This is a genomic window from Lentibacillus songyuanensis (assembly GCF_039548255.1).
GTDB lineage: Bacteria > Bacillota > Bacilli > Bacillales > Amphibacillaceae > Lentibacillus_C > Lentibacillus_C songyuanensis.
The window spans coordinates 168,523-188,267 of the sequence record NZ_JBCLVH010000001.1; the positions used below are offsets into that span (position 1 = coordinate 168,523).

At 36.2% G+C, this 19,745-nt stretch carries 17 protein-coding genes and 1 pseudogene; 11 read left to right on the forward strand and 7 right to left on the reverse strand.

Features of this window, described 5'->3' with window-relative positions; translation table 11 throughout:
- Nucleotides 1–28: 28 nt before the first annotated feature.
- On the reverse strand, nt 29–175 hold the full coding sequence (locus WMZ97_RS00845; protein ID WP_343270154.1) for a hypothetical protein: 147 nt from the start codon (nt 173–175) through the stop codon (nt 29–31).
- A gap of 30 nt (nt 176–205) precedes the next feature.
- Complete coding sequence (locus WMZ97_RS00850; RefSeq protein ID WP_343270155.1) at nt 206–886, reverse strand: helix-turn-helix domain-containing protein; 681 nt, start codon at nt 884–886, stop codon at nt 206–208.
- A gap of 108 nt (nt 887–994) precedes the next feature.
- Between WMZ97_RS00850 and WMZ97_RS00855 the strand changes: the two genes are divergently transcribed.
- Together WMZ97_RS00855 and WMZ97_RS00860 are read left to right on the forward strand one after the other, a co-directional pair.
- Nucleotides 995–1,852 carry a hypothetical protein gene (locus tag WMZ97_RS00855; protein ID WP_343270156.1) on the forward strand — a complete coding sequence of 286 codons (858 nt, stop codon included), beginning with the start codon at nt 995–997 and terminating at the stop codon, nt 1,850–1,852.
- 7 nt (nt 1,853–1,859) lie between these two features.
- Nucleotides 1,860–2,690, forward strand: a complete 831-nt coding sequence (locus WMZ97_RS00860; RefSeq protein ID WP_343270157.1) for a hypothetical protein — start codon at nt 1,860–1,862, stop codon at nt 2,688–2,690.
- A 318-nt stretch (nt 2,691–3,008) separates the two neighbouring features.
- On the opposite strand, the gene radC is transcribed toward WMZ97_RS00860, so the two are convergent.
- The 5 genes from radC to WMZ97_RS00885 all read right to left on the reverse strand — a co-directional run bounded on the left by radC (nt 3,009) and on the right by WMZ97_RS00885 (nt 6,014).
- On the reverse strand, nt 3,009–3,617 hold the full coding sequence (radC, locus tag WMZ97_RS00865) for a RadC family protein (protein WP_343270158.1): 609 nt from the start codon (nt 3,615–3,617) through the stop codon (nt 3,009–3,011).
- 233 nt (nt 3,618–3,850) lie between these two features.
- Nucleotides 3,851–4,591 (reverse strand): hypothetical protein, encoded by a 741-nt coding sequence (locus WMZ97_RS00870; RefSeq protein ID WP_343270159.1) that lies wholly within the window; start codon nt 4,589–4,591, stop codon nt 3,851–3,853.
- Between the two features lie 25 nt (nt 4,592–4,616).
- Nucleotides 4,617–5,126: a hypothetical protein gene (locus WMZ97_RS00875; protein ID WP_343270160.1), complete on the reverse strand. Its 510-nt coding sequence runs from the start codon at nt 5,124–5,126 to the stop codon at nt 4,617–4,619.
- Between the two features lie 47 nt (nt 5,127–5,173).
- Nucleotides 5,174–5,374 (reverse strand): hypothetical protein, encoded by a 201-nt coding sequence (locus WMZ97_RS00880; protein WP_343270161.1) that lies wholly within the window; start codon nt 5,372–5,374, stop codon nt 5,174–5,176.
- A gap of 280 nt (nt 5,375–5,654) precedes the next feature.
- Nucleotides 5,655–6,014: a helix-turn-helix domain-containing protein gene (locus WMZ97_RS00885; RefSeq protein ID WP_343270162.1), complete on the reverse strand. Its 360-nt coding sequence runs from the start codon at nt 6,012–6,014 to the stop codon at nt 5,655–5,657.
- Nucleotides 6,015–6,164: 150 nt separating this feature from the next.
- Between WMZ97_RS00885 and WMZ97_RS21865 the strand changes: the two are divergent.
- The 9 genes and pseudogenes from WMZ97_RS21865 to pglZ form a co-directional block, all read left to right on the forward strand.
- Nucleotides 6,165–6,251: pseudogene (locus tag WMZ97_RS21865) on the forward strand (zinc-ribbon domain-containing protein); the annotation flags it as partial.
- Nucleotides 6,252–6,257: 6 nt separating this feature from the next.
- A complete protein-coding gene (locus WMZ97_RS00890) occupies nt 6,258–6,740 on the forward strand; it encodes an RDD family protein (RefSeq protein WP_343270163.1) in 483 nt (160 codons plus the stop codon).
- Nucleotides 6,741–6,753: 13 nt separating this feature from the next.
- Nucleotides 6,754–8,190, forward strand: a complete 1,437-nt coding sequence (resA, locus tag WMZ97_RS00895) for a thiol-disulfide oxidoreductase ResA (protein WP_343270164.1) — start codon at nt 6,754–6,756, stop codon at nt 8,188–8,190.
- Nucleotides 8,191–8,635: 445 nt separating this feature from the next.
- Nucleotides 8,636–8,881: a TIGR04540 family protein gene (locus WMZ97_RS00900; RefSeq protein ID WP_343270165.1), complete on the forward strand. Its 246-nt coding sequence runs from the start codon at nt 8,636–8,638 to the stop codon at nt 8,879–8,881.
- A 21-nt stretch (nt 8,882–8,902) separates the two neighbouring features.
- Nucleotides 8,903–9,505, forward strand: a complete 603-nt coding sequence (locus tag WMZ97_RS00905; protein ID WP_343270166.1) for a DUF1819 family protein — start codon at nt 8,903–8,905, stop codon at nt 9,503–9,505.
- The gene (locus tag WMZ97_RS00910; protein WP_343270167.1) at nt 9,502–10,050 is read left to right on the forward strand and encodes a BREX protein BrxB domain-containing protein; all 549 of its coding nucleotides are present in this window, start codon (nt 9,502–9,504) and stop codon (nt 10,048–10,050) included. The genes WMZ97_RS00905 and WMZ97_RS00910 overlap by 4 nt, the downstream gene beginning before the upstream one ends.
- Nucleotides 10,051–10,061: 11 nt before the next feature.
- Entirely contained in the window at nt 10,062–13,622 is a 3,561-nt protein-coding gene (gene brxC / locus WMZ97_RS00915; protein WP_343270168.1) for a BREX system P-loop protein BrxC, read from the forward strand.
- Nucleotides 13,623–13,671: 49 nt separating this feature from the next.
- Nucleotides 13,672–17,190 carry a BREX-1 system adenine-specific DNA-methyltransferase PglX gene (gene pglX, locus WMZ97_RS00920; RefSeq protein WP_343270169.1) on the forward strand — a complete coding sequence of 1,173 codons (3,519 nt, stop codon included), beginning with the start codon at nt 13,672–13,674 and terminating at the stop codon, nt 17,188–17,190.
- Between the two features lie 49 nt (nt 17,191–17,239).
- Nucleotides 17,240–19,735 carry a BREX-1 system phosphatase PglZ type A gene (gene pglZ, locus WMZ97_RS00925; RefSeq protein ID WP_343270170.1) on the forward strand — a complete coding sequence of 832 codons (2,496 nt, stop codon included), beginning with the start codon at nt 17,240–17,242 and terminating at the stop codon, nt 19,733–19,735.
- Nucleotides 19,736–19,745: the final 10 nt, after the last annotated feature.

Below are 19,745 nucleotides of genomic sequence, written 5' to 3' on the forward strand. Positions count from 1 at the left end.
AATCCCCTCCTTGTTATTGTCATATGCTTCATTGCCCCTTACTGCTTTTTGAATTTACTTCGATCTTTGATAGTGTGTTTTCTAGAATTGAAACCATCTGATTTAAAAATGCATCCCTTTTTCGCTGTTCTGCTTCAAGTATATCAACGATTCCTTTTTCCGGCTTTTTTTGCACAGAATTCTCTCCTTTCCAAAGTCAGTAGTTTTAATCAATAACTCTTTCAGATAAAAGATGGAATAGCTCATCGGCTGATAAAGAATACTCGATGTTATCCAATAGATCGTTTGCTTCTGTCATTGGATGTGAATCCTTGTTTTCATCAATTGCATCAGCTTTAAGCATTGAGGTTTCAAATATGAGTCTGGAGACCAGTTGGAAAATCTCATCATGAGTAATGTCCACTTTTAAATGTGTATGGAATAAAGGTGTTATGGATTTCTTATCCACACAATGATAGAGTAATAGCCCTTTAACATCATTATCCGCGAAATAATCATCTAAAGTTTCATAGTGATCTGTCCATTTACCAGTTGGAAACTCGTCCTCGAATGTAAAATCCTCATCATCTAAAGTAATAGTATCAGGTTTGCCTATTGGAAATAGTTTTTCCTTACCACTGTAGAATTCATCTGTAACCGACTCAAGTGGAACACTATATTCCTGTGTAAGTTTATGAACCAATTGGAAAGACGGATTATTAGAATCTCCCCTTTCAACAGCTGAAATTGACTGTGGTGCGACACCAATTCTTGAACCGAGTGATGTGATAGAGTAATCAGATCCATGATACTGTAACATATGTTGCCTGAAAAAGCGGAGCCGTCCACCTAGACTACGGCCCTTTAAGAATTGAAAATCATAAGAGTTAATATAAATTCCTGACATGTAAACACCTCTTGGGAATAATTTCTTGATTTAATAGTAACATTATTGTAACATAAATGCAAATATGTGGGTTTTAAACCAAAATAATAGAAGTGGTGATAATATTTTATGGACGTGAAGAAATTTAAGGTACTACATACTCATTCATCAGGTGTTACTCAATTTAACGTATCAACAAACGGTCAGTTTATTGTGCAGAGGAAGATCTTTTCTGATATCTATCCTGATTTTCCAGACTTAATAACGTTTAAGGTATACATTTATCTATGCAAATCATACGAGTGGAAACTGCAAAGGGTACGAAAAGCAAAGAGCCAAATACAACATGATTTGAATTTAAGTCGTGTAAAGCTAAATCAAACATTAGATTGGCTTGAGAATCATTTCTTTATCGAGAGAACCAATAAGCATAAACAACAAATGTATCAGGCGAGTATATTAACAGCACCTGATTATAATCCATTCACAAATTCTTTTGCTAGCTGTGAGGATATACCTTTTCATACAGGTGCGTTAAAAAGCAGAAATCAGGGTTATATTATGATTCCATCAGATGCTATTACCACCCGTATGCTTATGGACACCGCTACTTCAAAGCGGGAATGGACATATTTTAAGCTTAAGGTCTTTTTGAATTTATATGCACACTGTTGGCTTGAATACTTTGGTGGAATAAATCCAGACATTATTAGGATTGATGATCACAATTCCAGCGGGATTACTGTTAATCCAGCATTCTCTTTCAATATGCAAGGATCCGAGAAACAAGTTATCAAAACAATTAGAGTGCTCATGGGTATGTCTTTAATAAATGTTGTAGATGTATCCTTTGTAAACGGTGTGTATGCTGGTGACAAAGCTTTGCTTCCTCCTCAACCAAGAGAGGTGAGGTATTCGGTATTACGCCCAACACACTTGTCGAGCAAGAAGATATTTAGGAAAGAACTAGATACCAAGAGAAGGTGATGATTTTATGAAACTACGGAAATTAAATACAAACATATCAGGAAGAAATGTTTTAATAGAGCATGATCAACACATGTATATTCAATTACATGATCAGCCTAAAGAGTTACCACATGCCAGTTCCAAATCTGATGATCGATTACAAGATATCTCTATGATGGATTTTCAGGGGAAAATATCTATGGTTCTTCGTGCCCATGCAAAACAACTTGGCATTCATCTCCCACTTAATAATGGGATGTATGGTGTGGAAATTTATATAACAACACAGAGGCCACCGAACGATGTCCCTATTGTTCAGACTACTAAAGCAATTGTAGATGCAATAAATAATGAGGTAGTCTGTGATGATGATGAGATTTACAGATTGAAAATTAACGTTCGTAGATTCACTTCGCGTTCTAGAGCCAACAAAAGTGTCCCTTTAGATAAAGTTACATTATCCATTGTAGATATGACAATGAACAGGACTGTAATAGGATTTAAGGAACTTTGCACATTTATTGTACCGAAACGCAATCCATTCTTGGTTAATGGTCGTGATGAGGAGTTTTTTTATCCTCACCTTGAGCTATACCCCCATTACGTTTGGCAGGCCTTAAGTAAAGATGGATTTCAAATGTCCAGTGCAGATGAGTGTGCGGTAAGACTATCTTTCACAGGAGCAGTGCAATCGAAGGATTTAGACAATATGGCGAAATGCTATCTACCCATCATGTTTCAATCACAGTCACTTGAGGAAAGTAATGTTGTTGCGCTTGAATTGCTAAAGGTACATGATCCAAATACGAAAGGGTTAATAGAGATGCATGTAAATTGTAATAGTACGCAACCGTAGTTCAGGATATGTATATCAAGGGTTTTAGCAGATACATGACACCCCCTAATATGCAACATATACTAGAGGTAATCTAAAAAACCTGTTATTCCAATGTTACAATTTCGGCTCGTGAACGATTAATACAAAGTAATGTGTTATTCCATCCTTTCCATTAATAAACGTTAAATGATGGGATAGCATTGAACGCTGTTATATCAACATTCTGCCTGCTTTCGTGCAGGTACTAAGACAAAGAGTTTATATAAGCTTAAAGGTTAGCCCAATAAGTTTTAAATAAAAAGAGAGTCAGCAAAGTCACTGACTCTCAGCATGATTTTATAGATACCCTTTTTCCTTTAAGCTGACATATTTCTCGTGGCCAATAACCATCGAATCAAGCAATTCGATACCAACCATTTTCCCTACTTCGGACAATCGTCTCGTAACATGAATATCCTCCTGGCTAGGTTGTGGTGAGCCGGAAGGATGATTGTGTGCACAAATGGTACTTGCACAACTCCTACGTATTAAATGCTTAAATATTTCTCTTGGATGTGCTATTGATGCATTAAGCGAACCGATAAAAATTGTTTCGCGAAACAATACTTCATTCTTTGTATTTAAGCCAAGCACAACAAAATGCTCCCTATCGAGGTATTGCATGTCCTTCAAATAATCATATGCATCTTCAGGTGAACGAATCGTAAATCGCTGTTCAACTGGACACGGATTCATGCGAGCAAGTTGCAGTGCAGCGATGATTTGTTTGGCCTTTACTTTCCCTATTCCTTTGATTTGCAACAGTTCCTCCTCAGTTACGTCCAACAATTCTTGGATTGATGGGTAGCGGCTGAATAGTTCACTCACCACGTAGCTGTCCTCCTTTTCCCGTGTAGTTGTTGCCAATAGATTTTTAAAAGTGATTTTATCGATTGAATTGTTCATTATAAATTCCTCCATTATTTGTCTGATTGAATGAAAAAAGGAGAGGCGATATACGCCCCTCCTGATTGAGTGAATAGCCTTTATGAGATACAATGTAATTAAGCAATTACACTTGCGTCTCTAGGGATGAGTTCATGTGCAGATGATCTCATCTTTTTTGTGCAATAAAAAAACCATCGACTGCATTTGCAATCCATGAGCTTTTCATTGATGAATATTTTCCTGTAATTCCATTACTCCTTCACCTCCTCATAGGCCTCTTTCAAGTACAACAAATCTTGAATGAAATCGGATGCTTGTTTCTTTGTAAGCTGCGTACTACGTTCAACGCCAAAAGTCATCTTCATCATCTCTTTTGCAACGTCGTTCCGCATATCAATTTCCTTGACGATGCGGAATATCGTCAGCAATTGAACTTTTGTTGCTAGGTCACCACTTCTTTTCGTGTTCTGCTGCTTAGGGAAATCCTCGATGTCCTGCGTAAACAATCCACTTGAACGTGTTGCAGATAACACCGCATCAATCAATGCCCGCTTTTTTGCCATCTTCAGTACAGTGTTGACGATCGTATAGGGATCTTGGTGTTGAAATGATGATTCCTTGCTGTTGCATGAACCTAAACCTTCAGCTTCTATAACACCATTGTCTTTACGTATCAACTTCATCTTCACTTCATATGCAAATATTCCTGAATCCCACTGCTCAATGCGGTTAACGACTTCAGCTGTTTTCGAGAAGCCGAATACATCACATAGTTTTTCAGCACCAGGCTTTAGTAGCGTGGGCTTTGAGAACCCATGAACTAACCCATAATCAACTCCTTTGATCATCACGTCCTGAACGAATTTTTGTAGCTCTTCAATACGATGTTTCGATGCATCTGATGATAGGACAATATTAGGTAGAGATGATCGATTTACATCTGACTTATTCGCAAATGGTACGATGTTGTTTGCATATTTATCCACCCTCATTTGATTTTCACCTCCTTTCAAGGGATTAACCTCGTGACTTATTGAAGACATCTGCAAGTTTTGATAAGCCCTTTGATGTCTTATTCACAAGAAACTTTCCAACGCTGTGATTAAGCTGATTGCCTTTGCTAATTGTTTTATTTGAGAAACCCAATGTTTTCGATGCAATGTTGTGCGCTGAATGATTTACTTTTTCAATGCTGTCAGTGATCTTAATCAAAGTATCTTCACCTTTTGATTCAGTTACTTCCGCACTTACTTTAAATACATTAGCAATTCTTTCTTTAACAGTTCGCTGCGGAATTAGCTCATCCTCGTGCAAAGACTCAATATCTTCTAATGCTGTTTGTAATTTCTTTCTCCTAGTCAGTAGGTGTGACAGCCTGACATAATCATTTCGTTCAATTGAATCTACTATTTCGCTCGATAAGCCTTCATACTGATCAATCAATGTTTGATAGATTGTTCTAATCTCCGGCATTGAAATGCTTTTTCCGTTTAACAACTCATCTGTGTTTCGATATTTTCTTCTCATAATTAAGTTCCTCCTAATAAATGTGTTTTTGTTGAAGCGTTGGTGAACTATCCAAAGTAGTGATAGCCTTTTAGTGTAAGCTTCAAAGAAAGTTCATTCGTTTTGCTTCGATTAACCAACAGTAAACCCCGATCTTCCAAGTCCAAAAGATCCACATCCCGTATGTCATACTTGATCAAGAACTTCACTGGAACCCACTTGTCCATTTCTTTTGCACTGACAAGGATCTGTACTAATGAATCATTCATTTTTTCACCTCCTTTTAGGAATGCGCTCCTCTCACCGCGCTTGTCGTCTCTGTAAATAAAAAGAAAGCCGCCATCTATCCGATTGGATAAATAACGGCTTATAAAAAAGGGGTGGGGCATGAAACGGTGGTGTACCCCTTTGTTCATATTGAATGGTGGTAGAGAGAGAATGTGTTGGTATTTTTAAACTGTGCTACCTTTTGGGAAATTTGGACAAATAAAAAAGGCCTGCGACTTTGAAAGTCACAGACCATGTATTAAGAAATGATTGTATGTTAGGCTAATCTTCCTTTGAATCCAGCGTGTTAAATATATCTTTAGTTATCCTATGTATTAAATTAATTTCGTCAACACTATGGCTCAACAAAATAGAATTTAAGCCTTCTATAGACATTCTTTTTGATAAGACCTTATTATCGTCATCAATTGTGGTGAATTGAAACAGCTCTACTGGCAGTATTTCTAGTGCATTTATGATTTTCTCCAATGTCTCAATGGAAATATTTCGATCACCACGTTCCACTCCGCCAATGTATGAATAATGGATATCTGCTTTTTCTGCTAATGTTTCCTGAGTAAGACCCTTATCTTTCCTTATTGAACGAATTCGCTCACCTATTACCTTTTTCAGATCAGGCATTTCAATCACCTCTCTTTTAGAGTAGAGAAGTGTTTCATTAACAAACAGATACACAAAATAGAAAAAACATCCGTTTATTTTGCATATGAGTACTATTTAGCTTTATAAACAATACTTTTGTACCGATATTACATATTAGACATTCAATTATTGAAACGTAAGGGGGAGTCAAGGATTTACTGTTTAAATTGCGGATACAAACTTAATAAAGAAGCAAATTTTTGTATTAAGTGTGGATCTCATGTGTTCGAAACATATGACGAAATTGCTGCCACACAAGAAGGTTATCACTCAACTACATATCAAAGGAATGGTCAAGAAGAAGATGAACAGTCTGATATCATTTATGCAAGTTTTTGGAAACGAGTGGCTGCTACAATAATAGACTGCATCATATGGATTGCGTTCATCATCGTCATAGTATTATATCTGCCTATTGATGATAGGGCATATGGTTTAATAGGGTTCTTCTTGGCTTGGATGTATTATGCGTTACTTGATAGCTCGACTTGGCAAGGAACAATAGGGAAAAAGGCAATGAATATTATTGTATGTAATAAATATGGTGATAGGATTTCTTTTTTTAGAGCAACAGCACGGTATTTTCTTCATCTACTATCTAATCTAACATTGCTGATTGGATATTTAATGGTTGCAATGACGGAGAAAAAGCAAGCACTACATGATATGGCTAGTGGATGTGTAGTTCAAATAAAAAGTAGGTAGCAGGAGTGGGATAATGGCTAGATTTATATTGTTTTTGGTAATAACGTTTTCCACTTTGTCTGCAGCAGTGCTGTTATCAGATGATACCAATTCAGCAAATGCAATTTCGATGGATGACCAATTCATAGATGATTCGGAAAAGACATTTGGGAAAATAGACTATTACTTTGAAAATAGGTACGAGCTCAATGAAAATGATGTGCAGTCGTTTGAGGAATATATATCTAGGTACAAAAGTAAAGGAAACACGGGCGAAGAAAAGAAGATATACGATCTTGTGGTAAATATCATATTGGATGCTAAAGATTCCTATGAGGCGAGTCAACATAAAGATACCTATGCTTTAAGAGATGCACTAGAAATGTATTTAACCCATCGACAGGAGTTAAAAGGATATATTAGTCCTGATGCTAATGATTTGGATACAGGGGACGGCAATTCAGCAAAACAAGATACTCAGGAAGATGATGACACAGTTACTAATGACAAAGAAGATACAGTTGCTGAAGATAAGGGTAGTGTTAACGATTCTTCAAGTAACCATTCATCAGAAAAGTTATCTAATGAAGAATTGTTATACCATGCTATTTCAGACAACGATATTAATCGTGTGGAAAAATTAATTCATAAAGATGTCAATGTCAATGCCGATATCAAGGATACAAGGCCATTAATTGCTGCTATCGGAGGTGTACATTTAAAAATAGCAGAGATGTTACTGGAAGCTGGTGCAGATCCGAATCTAACTAGCGCAGCGGTCAGTTATTCCCCATTAGAAGCGGCATTGGCTAGCTTTCCAGAAGGTGAAGTTCTAACAGAAGATGATGCTTATCAGTTGGTTTCCCTATTATTAGAAAATGGTGCAGATCCAAATACCATATTTGTAAATGGGAGTTCGGCATTAGATGCAGCAACAGATAAAAAATTTACCAGTGTTGTTGATTTATTGGAAAGTTATGGGGCAACTGACAAAGGGGAGGATCGGGACAATAATAAAGTTGCTTCCACTAACTTGGGCGGTGTCGGTGATAAGGCACCTGATTTTCAGCTCGAACAAATAAATAAAAATAATGATTCTGAAACCATCCATTTAAGTGATCTGGAAGGCAAGGGTGTTGTGCTAAATTTCTGGGCAACCTACAGTGAACCATCTGAAGCAGAAATGCCTTATATGCAGAAATTGTATAAGGAATACCAGGATAAGGGAATAGAAATTGTTGGTGTAAATATAGATGCCGATGAACAGGTTGTACACCGTTTTATCGATAAGTATGATCTGACATTCCCCATAACGCGGGATAAAAGCAGTAAGGTTATGGATTTATACAAAATCGTGCCTATACCAAGCACCTTTTTTATTAATCCGGATGGGAAGATTGAAGAAATTGTTGAAGGTGCCCTGACACTTGAAAAATTGGAACAACATTTTAAGCAGATTCAGCCGCAATAAAAATCTGAACTATTCGAGCGAATACGAAAGACGACGAAATGGGGGTAACATAACGGTTAGTTGAGGAAGATGATGATACCATGAATTCCTAAGCGATCCTAGAAAATGCTTTGAAGTAGATATGATAAAAACACTGTATTACACTTGTTCATATGTAGGGAGCAGGCTTTTTAAAGGGGGACATCGGTTTTGAGATGCCCCTCTTTTTGATGGTGAACAATCATTAAAATTACGGTATTGGAATGAAGTTTCGATCTATTCCAGTGATAAAATAACGGCTTATTAAAAGGGGTGGGGCATGAAACGATGGTATGCCCCTTTGTTTATAATGAAGGGTGGTAGTTAGAAAATGTGTTGGTATTTTTGATATTCTATTGTGTTACTAAAGAACTACATATAGAATAAAGATAAAGTATAAAAAAAGTAAGAACACCGAGGTGATTCGATGGACATAAAGTTGTTTCAGAAGACGCAAAGAGATCTAGCAGCATCTATTAACCTTGTTATTGATAAATACTGGGAAGATGAAATTGATGAATCTAATATGATTGAGCTTATTCAAAAGTTATATGCTACCAATACAAATAAATTTAAAAAAGGAGGTAACTATACAACAATTCTTCGGCAGCAATGCGGGAAACGTAGACTTGAAGTGGTTGATAAGGTTATTAATCAATATAACGTCGTTTAAGGAAGTCGGGTGTTAAATGACATGGAATATTCGGCAGGATTTACGAAAGAAAAATGGTCAGAGAATGATATTGCTATTGTTCTCGAGCTTATGTTACAGGGGAAAACTAAAAAGGAAATATTAGAGCGCGTTACGGATCATAATTTGTTTCAGTTGAGGAGCCCATTAAGTATTAAAAATCGCTTTAATATGGTCTATAATCGTGCTTCTGCACTGGATGATTGGATGAAACAGTACTTTTTACAAGCTAACGATTATGATCGTAAAGCTATGACGCTATATTCGTTTCTGAAAGTGTATAGAGCGCCATTAGAGTTCTACTTGGAAGTCATCGTTTATAAATATGAACAGCAAGAGCAATTGTACACTAGTGACCTTCATTATTTCTTTGAAGGAAAAGCGAATGAAAGTGAAAAGGTTCGCCAATGGAGACCTGAAACCATCAAGCGCCTCACACGAACGTTATATCTATTTTTTAAGGAATCAAAGATGATTGAAAAGGTTGATCAGACGAAGTATACAGTGAGACCAATACATATGAGTCAATCCTTAAAAACTTATGCTGAGAAGAATGCATCACTTTTGTATTCTTTTACAGTCCTAGAGAAGGTGAATGAGCAATGAAATCAACTTATGGGCGTTTAGAACAGATGGAAGCACGAATCACGGAGGATGGATTCACAAAACCAAAAGGAATTGGAAGTGACATCCCTCATTTTGTACTAGATTACCCAGCTAAGGACGAATTACAAGTTCGTGTTTATATAAAAAATATGCTGAAGCGTACGAAAGTTAATATCAAAGAAGTAAATTTATTTGAATTTCTACTTTCCTTTTTTGAAGAGGATGAAATAGAAGAACTATATGAAGTATGTGAAGAAGAAGGCCTGCGGGGATTAAATGATGTATTTGAACCAATTTTAAATGAAAGCAAAACAATGCTGCAGCAGTTTGTGGATGCTACTGAAGAAGCGGATCTAATTTTTATTACGGGAGTTGGTACAGCGCATCCATTTTTGCGATCCAGTCAGCTGTTGAAAGCTATAGCAAGTAAAGGATATAAAAAGCCGATTGTTTTATTTTATCCTGGTGAATTCACAGGGTTAAGGCTAAAATTATTTGGAATTCTGGATTATGAAGATGACTATCAATTATCTCGTATTTCTTAGGGGGGACAAAAATGCAAATTAAAGACATATTTTTTAAAGATATATTCCGTCCGATTAATAATGTTGTTCAGGCAGAACAGCTTGAAGAGGAAGTTGTTAAAAATGAATTAGAGGAATATGTTCTAACAGAAGAAAGTGAACATTATTTAGGGCGTTTTTATCGTAATTATCTAGCTGTTTATAAACAGCCATCAACGAAGGTTGGTGTGTGGATTTCTGGTTTCTTCGGTTCCGGTAAGTCACACTTTCTAAAGATATTATCCTATCTATTACACAATCAATCTATTGCAGAAAGGACACCTGCCGATTATTTTCGTGAAAAAACACAGAATCAAGAGCTATTAAACATGATGCAGCAAGTATCTGAGAAAAAATCGGATGCCTTACTATTTAATATAGACTCTCGTTCCACATCATCATCTAATGACTCGGAAAAAGAGCGTATTTTTGAAGTGTTCCTGCGAGTATTCAACAATCATTTAGGTTATTCGGATACATTGTGGGTTGCGGAAATGGAACGACAATTGGATGACGATGGTAAATATGAAGCATTTAAACAAGCTATCTATGATCAAAACGGTAAACCCTGGGATGAATTTCGGTTGAAGATATTATTGCGAAAGAAGAAGGTTATTCAGGCTTTGGTGAATATTGGATATGATGAAGATACAGCTCAAAGTTTCTTTAATATGAGCCGTGATTGGTTCTCAGTCAATGCTGATAGGGTAGCTCATTTAGTAGCGGACTATTGTAAAAAACAAGGGCCAGAATATCGTATCGTTTTTCTTGCTGATGAGGTTGGGCAGTACCTTGGTACGAACACAAGCTTGATGCTTAATTTACAAACAATCACAGAGCGTTTAGGTGATATTTGTAAAGGTCAGGCATGGGTGATTGTAACGTCACAAGAAAAACTAGAAGCGACGGTTTCTGACCTGGATAGCACAAAGGACTTTTCTAAAATTCAGGGTCGTTTTGAAACAAAAATCAACCTATCAAGTGCGAATACAGATGAAGTTATCAAAAAGCGTCTGTTAGAAAAAACAGATGTTGGTGCGGATACATTAAAAACAATACACGATCAGGAAGGTAAACTGATTCACAATCGTTTAGCCTTTGATGTGAAAAATACACAGTTGCGATCAGGTTATCGTTCCATAGAAGAATTTGTATCGTTCTATCCATTTGTACCATATCAAATAGAGTTACTGCAGAAGATCTTCACTAAAATTCGTAATTTGGGTGAAGGTGGACAGCATACATCTCGTGGCGAACGTTCTCTGCTAAAAGCTTTCCAAGAGGCTGGGCAATTAAATGCAAATGAGAATGTCGATAATATGGTGACAATGGCTGAATTTTATCCTTCTATCCGTGATTATTTGGAATCATCTATTACGAGCACGATTGCAAGAGCTCAAGATCGTGCTAGAAATAATGAAGGATTACAAGATTATGATGTAAAAGTATTACAGGTTCTCTATTTAATTAAAGGAATTGATGACATCAAAGCAACACCTGGTAATATTGCAACCTTAATGGTTGAAACAATCTATGATGAACGTCAACCTCTGGAGTATCGTGTCAAAGAGTCATTGAACCGTCTACAAACGAAGATGTTTATTGAGCAACATGCTGATGGAACGTATTCCTTCTTGTCGGATGAGGAACAAGAGATTAATCGCGAAATCCGTGTTGAAGAATATAATACGGCAGCTGTAAAAGAACGTTTGGGCAATCTCTTTTTCAACGTCATGTACCGTTATCCAAAATATGAATATAAACACCATGCGCAAACGAAGCATTTTGATTACAATAAGCGATTTGACAGTTATGTAAAAGGCCAAATGAATCATGAACTAACGATGCAAGTGTTTTCGGAAGGAATGACGGATTCAGAGGCAATTGCACAAGCCAACTCTGGACATTTAATTATCTTGTTGGATAAAGAACTCGTTGCTGAGGCAGAAAGTGCATTTGCATATATTCAGCAAGTAGATAGTTATGTCCGGCGTAAACGATCAACCACAACAACGCAACAGCAAAAACGCATCTATGAAACGAAGCTGACTGAAGTAGATGAGTACGCAAAGAAGTCTGAGGAACTATTGGAGAAGGCATGTGAAAACGCTGAATTTTATATTCAAGGTCAACGTCGCGATTTTAGCGGAAACTTTGAAAGTAAAGTTGATCAAGCAATGGACATGCTGATACGTAATACGTATAAAAAGTTTCGCTACATTGATGAGCCTATTTCATTCAAAAATAGTAAAAATGAATGGATGCAGGTAGCAGAAAATGTAGGGCAACAGGAATTGTTTAGTGACTTAAATAAAGATGCATTCGATGAAATGAAACGATTTATTGAAGAACTTGAGCGTTTCCATGACCAGCGCACCTTAAAACAAGTCGTGCAAAAGTTTAAAGCTGTCCCGTATGGTTGGGAAGAACAGGACACAATTGGTATTTTAATGGGACTGATGAATGCAGGTAAAATTCGATTTATGTATGCAGGTGAAGTTTTTAACCCTAACTCTAATCAGTTTTATGATCGTCTTGAAAAGGTGTCAGAACGTGATCGTATCGTTGTGTTACCAATTGTTGAAATGGATCATCAAGTCAAACAGGAACTTATTGCGCTTGTTCGTGATTTCTTTTCCATTACGCAAACATATGACACGTATGATGCTTATGCTGAAATTATACGAGAAAAGGTTGATGTTGAATTTGTTCAACCCATTAAATCTATACGCGAAAGACGTCAACAAAATCCATCGAATGAATATCCTTATCCTGGTGAGGGGGATATAAGCACGGTTGTGAATGCAACTCAAAAATTACTCACAGTTCTTGATCCGGAACAATTCTGTCGGACATTTACTCAATATGAAGATGATATGGAAAGTTGGTATAACATATTAGATAATCTTCAGGGGTTTTATAAAGGTAAACCAATTGCTAACTATGATAAAGCTGTCCAAGCATTAAATGAACATAAACAAGATCTTGAAATCATTCATAATGACGAATTAGAAGAGACAGCACAGCGAATGAAGCAGATCTTATTAAATGAAAAACCGACCAAGGAAATTAGTCAATTACCGAGATTAACGGAGACTTTAAAGAATGTAATCCAAGAAGAGACCAACAAACAAAAACAGGCAGTGCTGGTTCACTCAGAAAAATTATTGTTTCAAATTAACGACTTATTGGATCAATATGGCCAATATGGAGAAATTGTCAATTACATTCAATCGCAAAGACATCAGGCAAATCAACTTTACGAAAAAATAAAAGGCAGTGAACGTATTTCTAGTGCCCGAATTAACCAGCAACAATTAAATGAACACGTTGATACAACAAAATCAAAGGCCCGTCGAATGATGAGTGATCTAATGGATGAATCTGATAAAGTTCAAAGGCAACCAAAGACAATCACGAAGCAGGAATTGTACGAGTCATTCTTTAGTCAAGTTGATACAATTGAATCAGAAGAAGATTTAGATCGTGCCGTTGAATCATTAAAGAGAAGTCTAATGAAGGAATTACAGACACATTATTTCGTGAAATCATAAATTATGGGGCAGGTGTATTATCTGCTCCTCTACATATAGGGGTGGAACAATGAATAAGGCTGAGTTAAAGAAATTCGCTGTAGAAGCAAGACGTGATTTAATTGAAAAAGTTTCATATAAGGCTGAACAATACGGTATAACCAAAGATCAAGGTCTACAGATTGAAGAAAACTTTGGACAATTAATTGTAAATGGTAAAACCTACCCAACAGTAATGAAACATGCATTTCAAAGCCTTCAAAAACGTTTAAATACAACAAATTATGAACAGCTTATTGAGGAAGTTGCATACACTTGGTTTAACCGCATTATTGCGATTCGTTATATGGAAGTAAACAATTACCTGCCTGATCGAGTGAATGTCTTATCAAGTAGTACAGGGAAAGATGAACCAGATATCTTACTTCAATATGAAACAATGAATATAGACATTGATTATCAACAAATAAAGGATTTGGAGCAACAAGAAAATAACGAGCCAGTTTATCGAAGGTTGTTTGTTGCGCAATGTAATGCATTAAACAAGATATTGCCTTTTCTGTTTGAAAAAATTGAGGATTATACACAATTACTGTTACCTGATTACTTACTCGATGAGGAATCTATTATACGAAAAATCGTTCATTCTCTATCTGAAGAAAACTTCTATCAACTTCATGATGACGGATCCCGGTCAGATAATGTAGAGGTTTTGGGTTGGCTATACCAGTACTATATGTCTGAGAAAAAGGAAAAGGTTGGTGGGTTGAAAAATACAGCCGTTAAAAAAGAAGACCTACCTGTCGTAACGCAATTATTTACACCAAAATGGATTGTGCAGTATATGGTGCAGAATTCGTTGGGAAAATTGTACGATGAAAAGTATGAAAGCAATCAGTTGTCTCGGAACTGGGAGTATTATTTAAAGCACGAAGAAAATCATCATTTATGTCCAGAGTTCGATTCCTTGGAAGATTTAAAGATTATAGATCCGGCTTGTGGTTCGGGTCATATTCTTCTCTACGCTTTTGAAATGCTGTATGACATGTATGAAGAAACGGGATATCCATCAAGAGAGATTCCACAATTGATATTAGAAAATAACTTGTATGGATTGGACATTGACAAACGTGCGCAACAAATTGCAAACTTCGCCTTATTAATGAAAGCAGCTGAAAAGCAACCACGTTTTATTTCACGATTAAGTCGCAAAGGAAAAAGTCCAAAGCTGAACGTATATGAAATTGTTGATGCAGACCAATCCTTATCTGAAGAAGCGATTAATTATTTTGCGGAAAGTGAAACGGAAAAATCATTGATCAATGAATTAGTAAGCCAATTTGAGAACGGAAAACAATTTGGTTCATTAATAAATCCAATTGAAATTCCTTATGAAGAATGGATTAAACGGATAAATGAATTAGAATGCCGAAACAACGATTTGCTTGATGAATCTTACTTTAATGAATTAAAAGACAAGCTATTGCCAGTGCTTGTACAAGCATTATTGTTGTTTCAAAAGTATGATGTGGTAGTAACAAATCCACCATATCATAATAAATATAATTCTGTACTTAAGAAGTTTATGAACAAAGAATATAAAAATTATAAATCTGATTTATACTCAGCTTTTATATATTGTTCGATAAAAATGACAAGGAAAAATGGGTACGCAACCTTAATGTCTCCTTTTACATGGATGTTTATTTCTTCGCATGAGAAATTAAGGCGTTTTATAATTAACGACCAAAGTATTACAAGCCTAGTACAGCTTGAGTATTCTGCATTTAAAGAAGCAACTGTACCTATTTGCACTTTCGTTATTCAAAATCAAATTAATTCACCGGTAGGTTCATATATACGTTTAAGTGAATTTCATGGAGAGGACATACAACCAATAAAGGTAAAAGAAGCAGCGGATAATAATAATGTGGATTATTATTATCACTTTAATAGTAAAGACTATAAATACATACCTGAGTCTCCAATTGCATACTGGGCATCTGATCAGGTTCGTCATATTTTTAGAAATAATAAGCTGTTAGGTGACTTTTCTGAACCCAAGGTAGGGTTACAATCCTCTGATACAAATCGATTTTTAAAGCTATGGCATGAGGTGGACTATTTAGACATTGGTTTTGGATTTAATAATAGAATAGATGCTAACAATAGCGGGAAAAAGTGGTTTCCTATCAATAAAGGCGGAGGATATAGGAAATGGTATGGGGATAGGGATTATGTTGTAAATTGGGAAAATGATGGGTTTGAAATTCGTAACTTTAAGGATGACAAAGGTAAAATAAAGTCACGACCTCAAAATATGAGCTTCTACTTTAGAGAAGGTGTAACGTGGGGAAAAGTTTCTAGTGGATTATTTTCTGTAAGATATGTGGAGGAAGGATTCATATTCAGTGATGCAGGAATGAAGATTTTTGCTGATAAAGGTAGTATTAAGGTAATCCTTTCATTTCTTAATTCTAAAATAGTAGAGCTAATTATTGGTCAAATTTCAGAAACTATAAACTTTGAACAAGGTAATATTTCTCGGCTACCATATTTAGATGCGATAGAAAGTAAGATTGTAAACCAAATAATTAGGCTTGCAAACCATAATATAGAAATCTCAAGATCAGATCTTGACTCACTAGAGATATCTTGGGGTTTTAAAAAGCATCCTTTTCTTTGTTCCAACACGTCTTTGTTATGCAATGCATTTAGTGACTGGAAGGAAATTAAAGAAGAACAATTTAAAAAGATGAAAAGCAATGAGGTAGAACTTAATAGGATTTTTATTAATTTATATGGTATAGAAGAAGAGTTAGAGCCAGAAGTGACTGATGAAGAGATTACATTGGAAGTAGCTAATTGTGAAAAAGATACAAAGTCATTTTTATCTTATTTTATTGGTTGTATCATGGGTCGCTATTCTTTAGATGTTGAAGGATTTGCTTATGCAGGTGGGAACTTTAATGAATCAAACTATGAAACTTTTAAACCAAATAATGATGGATTAATTCAACTAACCGATGTTCATTATTTTGATAATGATATCATTGTGCGTTTGCGCGAGTTTTTATCTGTGGCATTTAGTCCTGATACTGTAGATGAGAATATGCAATGGTTAGCTGAATCCTTGAAAATGAAGAAAAATGAATCGCCTGAAGAACGTTTGCGTCGCTATTTCCTAGACGATTTTTTTAAAGATCATTGTAAAACGTATCAAAAGCGCCCAATTTATTGGTTAGTCGATTCGGGAAAACAAAAAGGATTACGAACACTAATTTATATGCATCGTTATCAACCCGATACAATGGCAACAATCCGATTTGAGCAACTTCAAGAAATTCAGTCTAAATATCAGAATGAAATTGATATGATTGATACGCGACTAGCGAATCCAAGTTTATCAGCAACTGATCGACGGGGACTTGAAAAATTGAAAACTGTTTATCAAAAGAAGATAGAGGAACTACAGGAATTCGATAAACATTTAGCTACCTATGCTAGTGAACCAATTGATATTGACCTAGATGACGGTGTAAATGTAAACTATGCACAGTTTGAAAAGGTATTATCGAAGATTAAATAATAGAAGGAGGGTGTTCCCCTCTTTCTCCTTACATATTGAGGTGGAATCCGTGAATGTAATCGAGAAGTTACAAGAAAAAATACAACAGGAAAAGGAAACCAAGGGACGTGCAATCGTGTTTTGGTATGATCCACAAGCACAAGTAAGTGTAGAGGAATTGAGTGACCAACTTGATGATATTCTAGTTCGACATTTAACAGATCGTAATTTTTTCCAGTTGAAAGTAGAAATTGAACTTCAACAATCAAAGCAATCATTTTTGATATACTCGGATGCCCCAAGACCGAACGATAAGGAAAATGTGTTGTTGGATATTTTATCATATAGTGTCGAGTTTAAAGCAGATGAAGTGGCTATTCTTTCTGAGACATTGCAGGTATCCGATCACATACTCCGTCCAATGATGGAACAATATCCATTGTTTTTTAAAGCGCAAGAAAGAAAGCAAAAGCTAGGAAAAGTGTTGTCTCAGCAAGCAGAGGAATATGACTTTGAACTAAGCATGATGGCTGTATTAGTCAAGACTACAGTTCCGGATATACGAGTCATTGCACGTCAATTACTTATGAATGACTTACATATGGAAGAAAATGAGTTTATTAAACAAATCAAGCGTAACTTCTCCATAGAACGTGCATTTGAAATCATTGGTCGTTATTTTGGGATGTCAATTGAAAACAAAGATGAAGCCCTGAAGGAAATTTTACATGTGCTGATTTATCAACATTTCCGACGGGATGCAGTCTTTGAGATGGAGGAATGGGAAAATAAATGGGCATCCTCTTCCCCTAATGTTTGTGCTCTATTTGTTGAAGAATGGTTCCAGCATAATGATCATGACATACTTGAACAATATATCAAAGACTGGGAAAAAACATATCAGGTAAGAGGTATTTTAAGTAATCAGGACATCGAAAACTTCCAACAGGTCGTTACATTTCCGATGGTTGATGTCCTTGTCATCGAAAAATGTATTGATGAGTTGGATCATAAAACAATTCAAGTTGATGAGCGTTTGTCTTTAATTGGACAACGTTTACAGACATTTTGGGGATCAAAAGGAAAATTAGAAGCTATATATAAAACGCTCTATCAAGCGATACGGATGGATAAGTTGAAGCATATTATCCATCGCATGCATCAGGAAGATGACTTTTATCAAAACTATGCGGAACATCTCCATCAAATTGACCAGACTTATCGTCATTTTATGCATCATTATTCACGCCTTGATGCGAAAGTGATGTTAGAAGATGTTGCAAGCAGTATGACGAATTGGTATGAGAATGAATTTTTGCTTCGACTTGCACAGGAAACAAACTATATGTTGGAAGATGGTTATGTATCAAATCTGATGCCACAACGAACGTTCTTTTCCAGAGTCATTCGGCCAATATTGGATAAAGAGCAGACAAGAGTGTTTGTCATCATTTCAGATGCCTTACGTTATGAAGCGGCTTATGAGCTGCATGAAAGATTAGAACAACGAGAAAATGGGAAGTCTTGCATTCAACCAATGGCTGCTAGTTATCCAACGTACACGCAATTGGGTATGGCATCGTTATTACCGCATAAAAATCTGGAAGCAGACGAACGAAAAGGAATTCTTGCAGATGGACATTCCACAAAAGGGGTAGATAAACGTTGTCAAATCCTACAGCATGCCGAGAGTAACGCAGCGGCATTGCGGTTAAAAGATCTTCTGAATATGAAAGCACGTGAGGCCGATCAGTTATTAAAAGGCAAAAGACTAGTTTATTTATACCATGATCATATCGATGCTCATGGTGATTCGACTAAGTCAGAACACGAAACCTATGGGGCTGTTCAACAAGCAATTCATGATTTACATTATGCTGTAGAGCGATTGTCTCGTCTTCAAGCAAAACGAATTTTTATTACAGCTGACCATGGTTTCTTATTCCAGCTAAAACAAATAGAAGCCCATGGAAAGATACCAGCAGTTGAGGGAAAAGTGATGGATAATAACCGACGTTTTGCTATCGGATATGATTTATCTATTCCTGAAGGTTCTATGAAACTAACCGAACAGCAGACACCATTAAAAAATGTTGAAGTTGTTTTGGCAAAAGGCATGAACCGATTTAAAACAGGTGGTGGCCTCCAGTTTATTCATGGTGGAGCTTTGCCACAGGAAGCGGTTGTACCGTTAATTGATTACCGTCGTATTGAAAAAGCGCAACCCGTTGAGATTGCTGTTGCAATGATTAATAAGGTGATTACGAATTATCGTGTTCCAATTTCCTTCTATCAAGAGCAAAGCATTTCAGATGAATATAGTTCCCGTAAAGTTCGTGTTGCTTTTTACCAGGGAGACGAACGTATATCCAATGAGGTAGATCTCGTTTTTGATTTAAGAGGAGAAAATCGTGATCGCAATATACAAGTTGAGTTTGATTTGATTGAGAAACATTATAAGATTGGTGACACGTGTACACTTAGGATTGAAACGATAGCGGAAAAAGGCAAAGAGCTGTATATTGAAGAAGATTTTGTCTTACGAATGTATGAAGCATTGTACTAAGTTGGAAAGA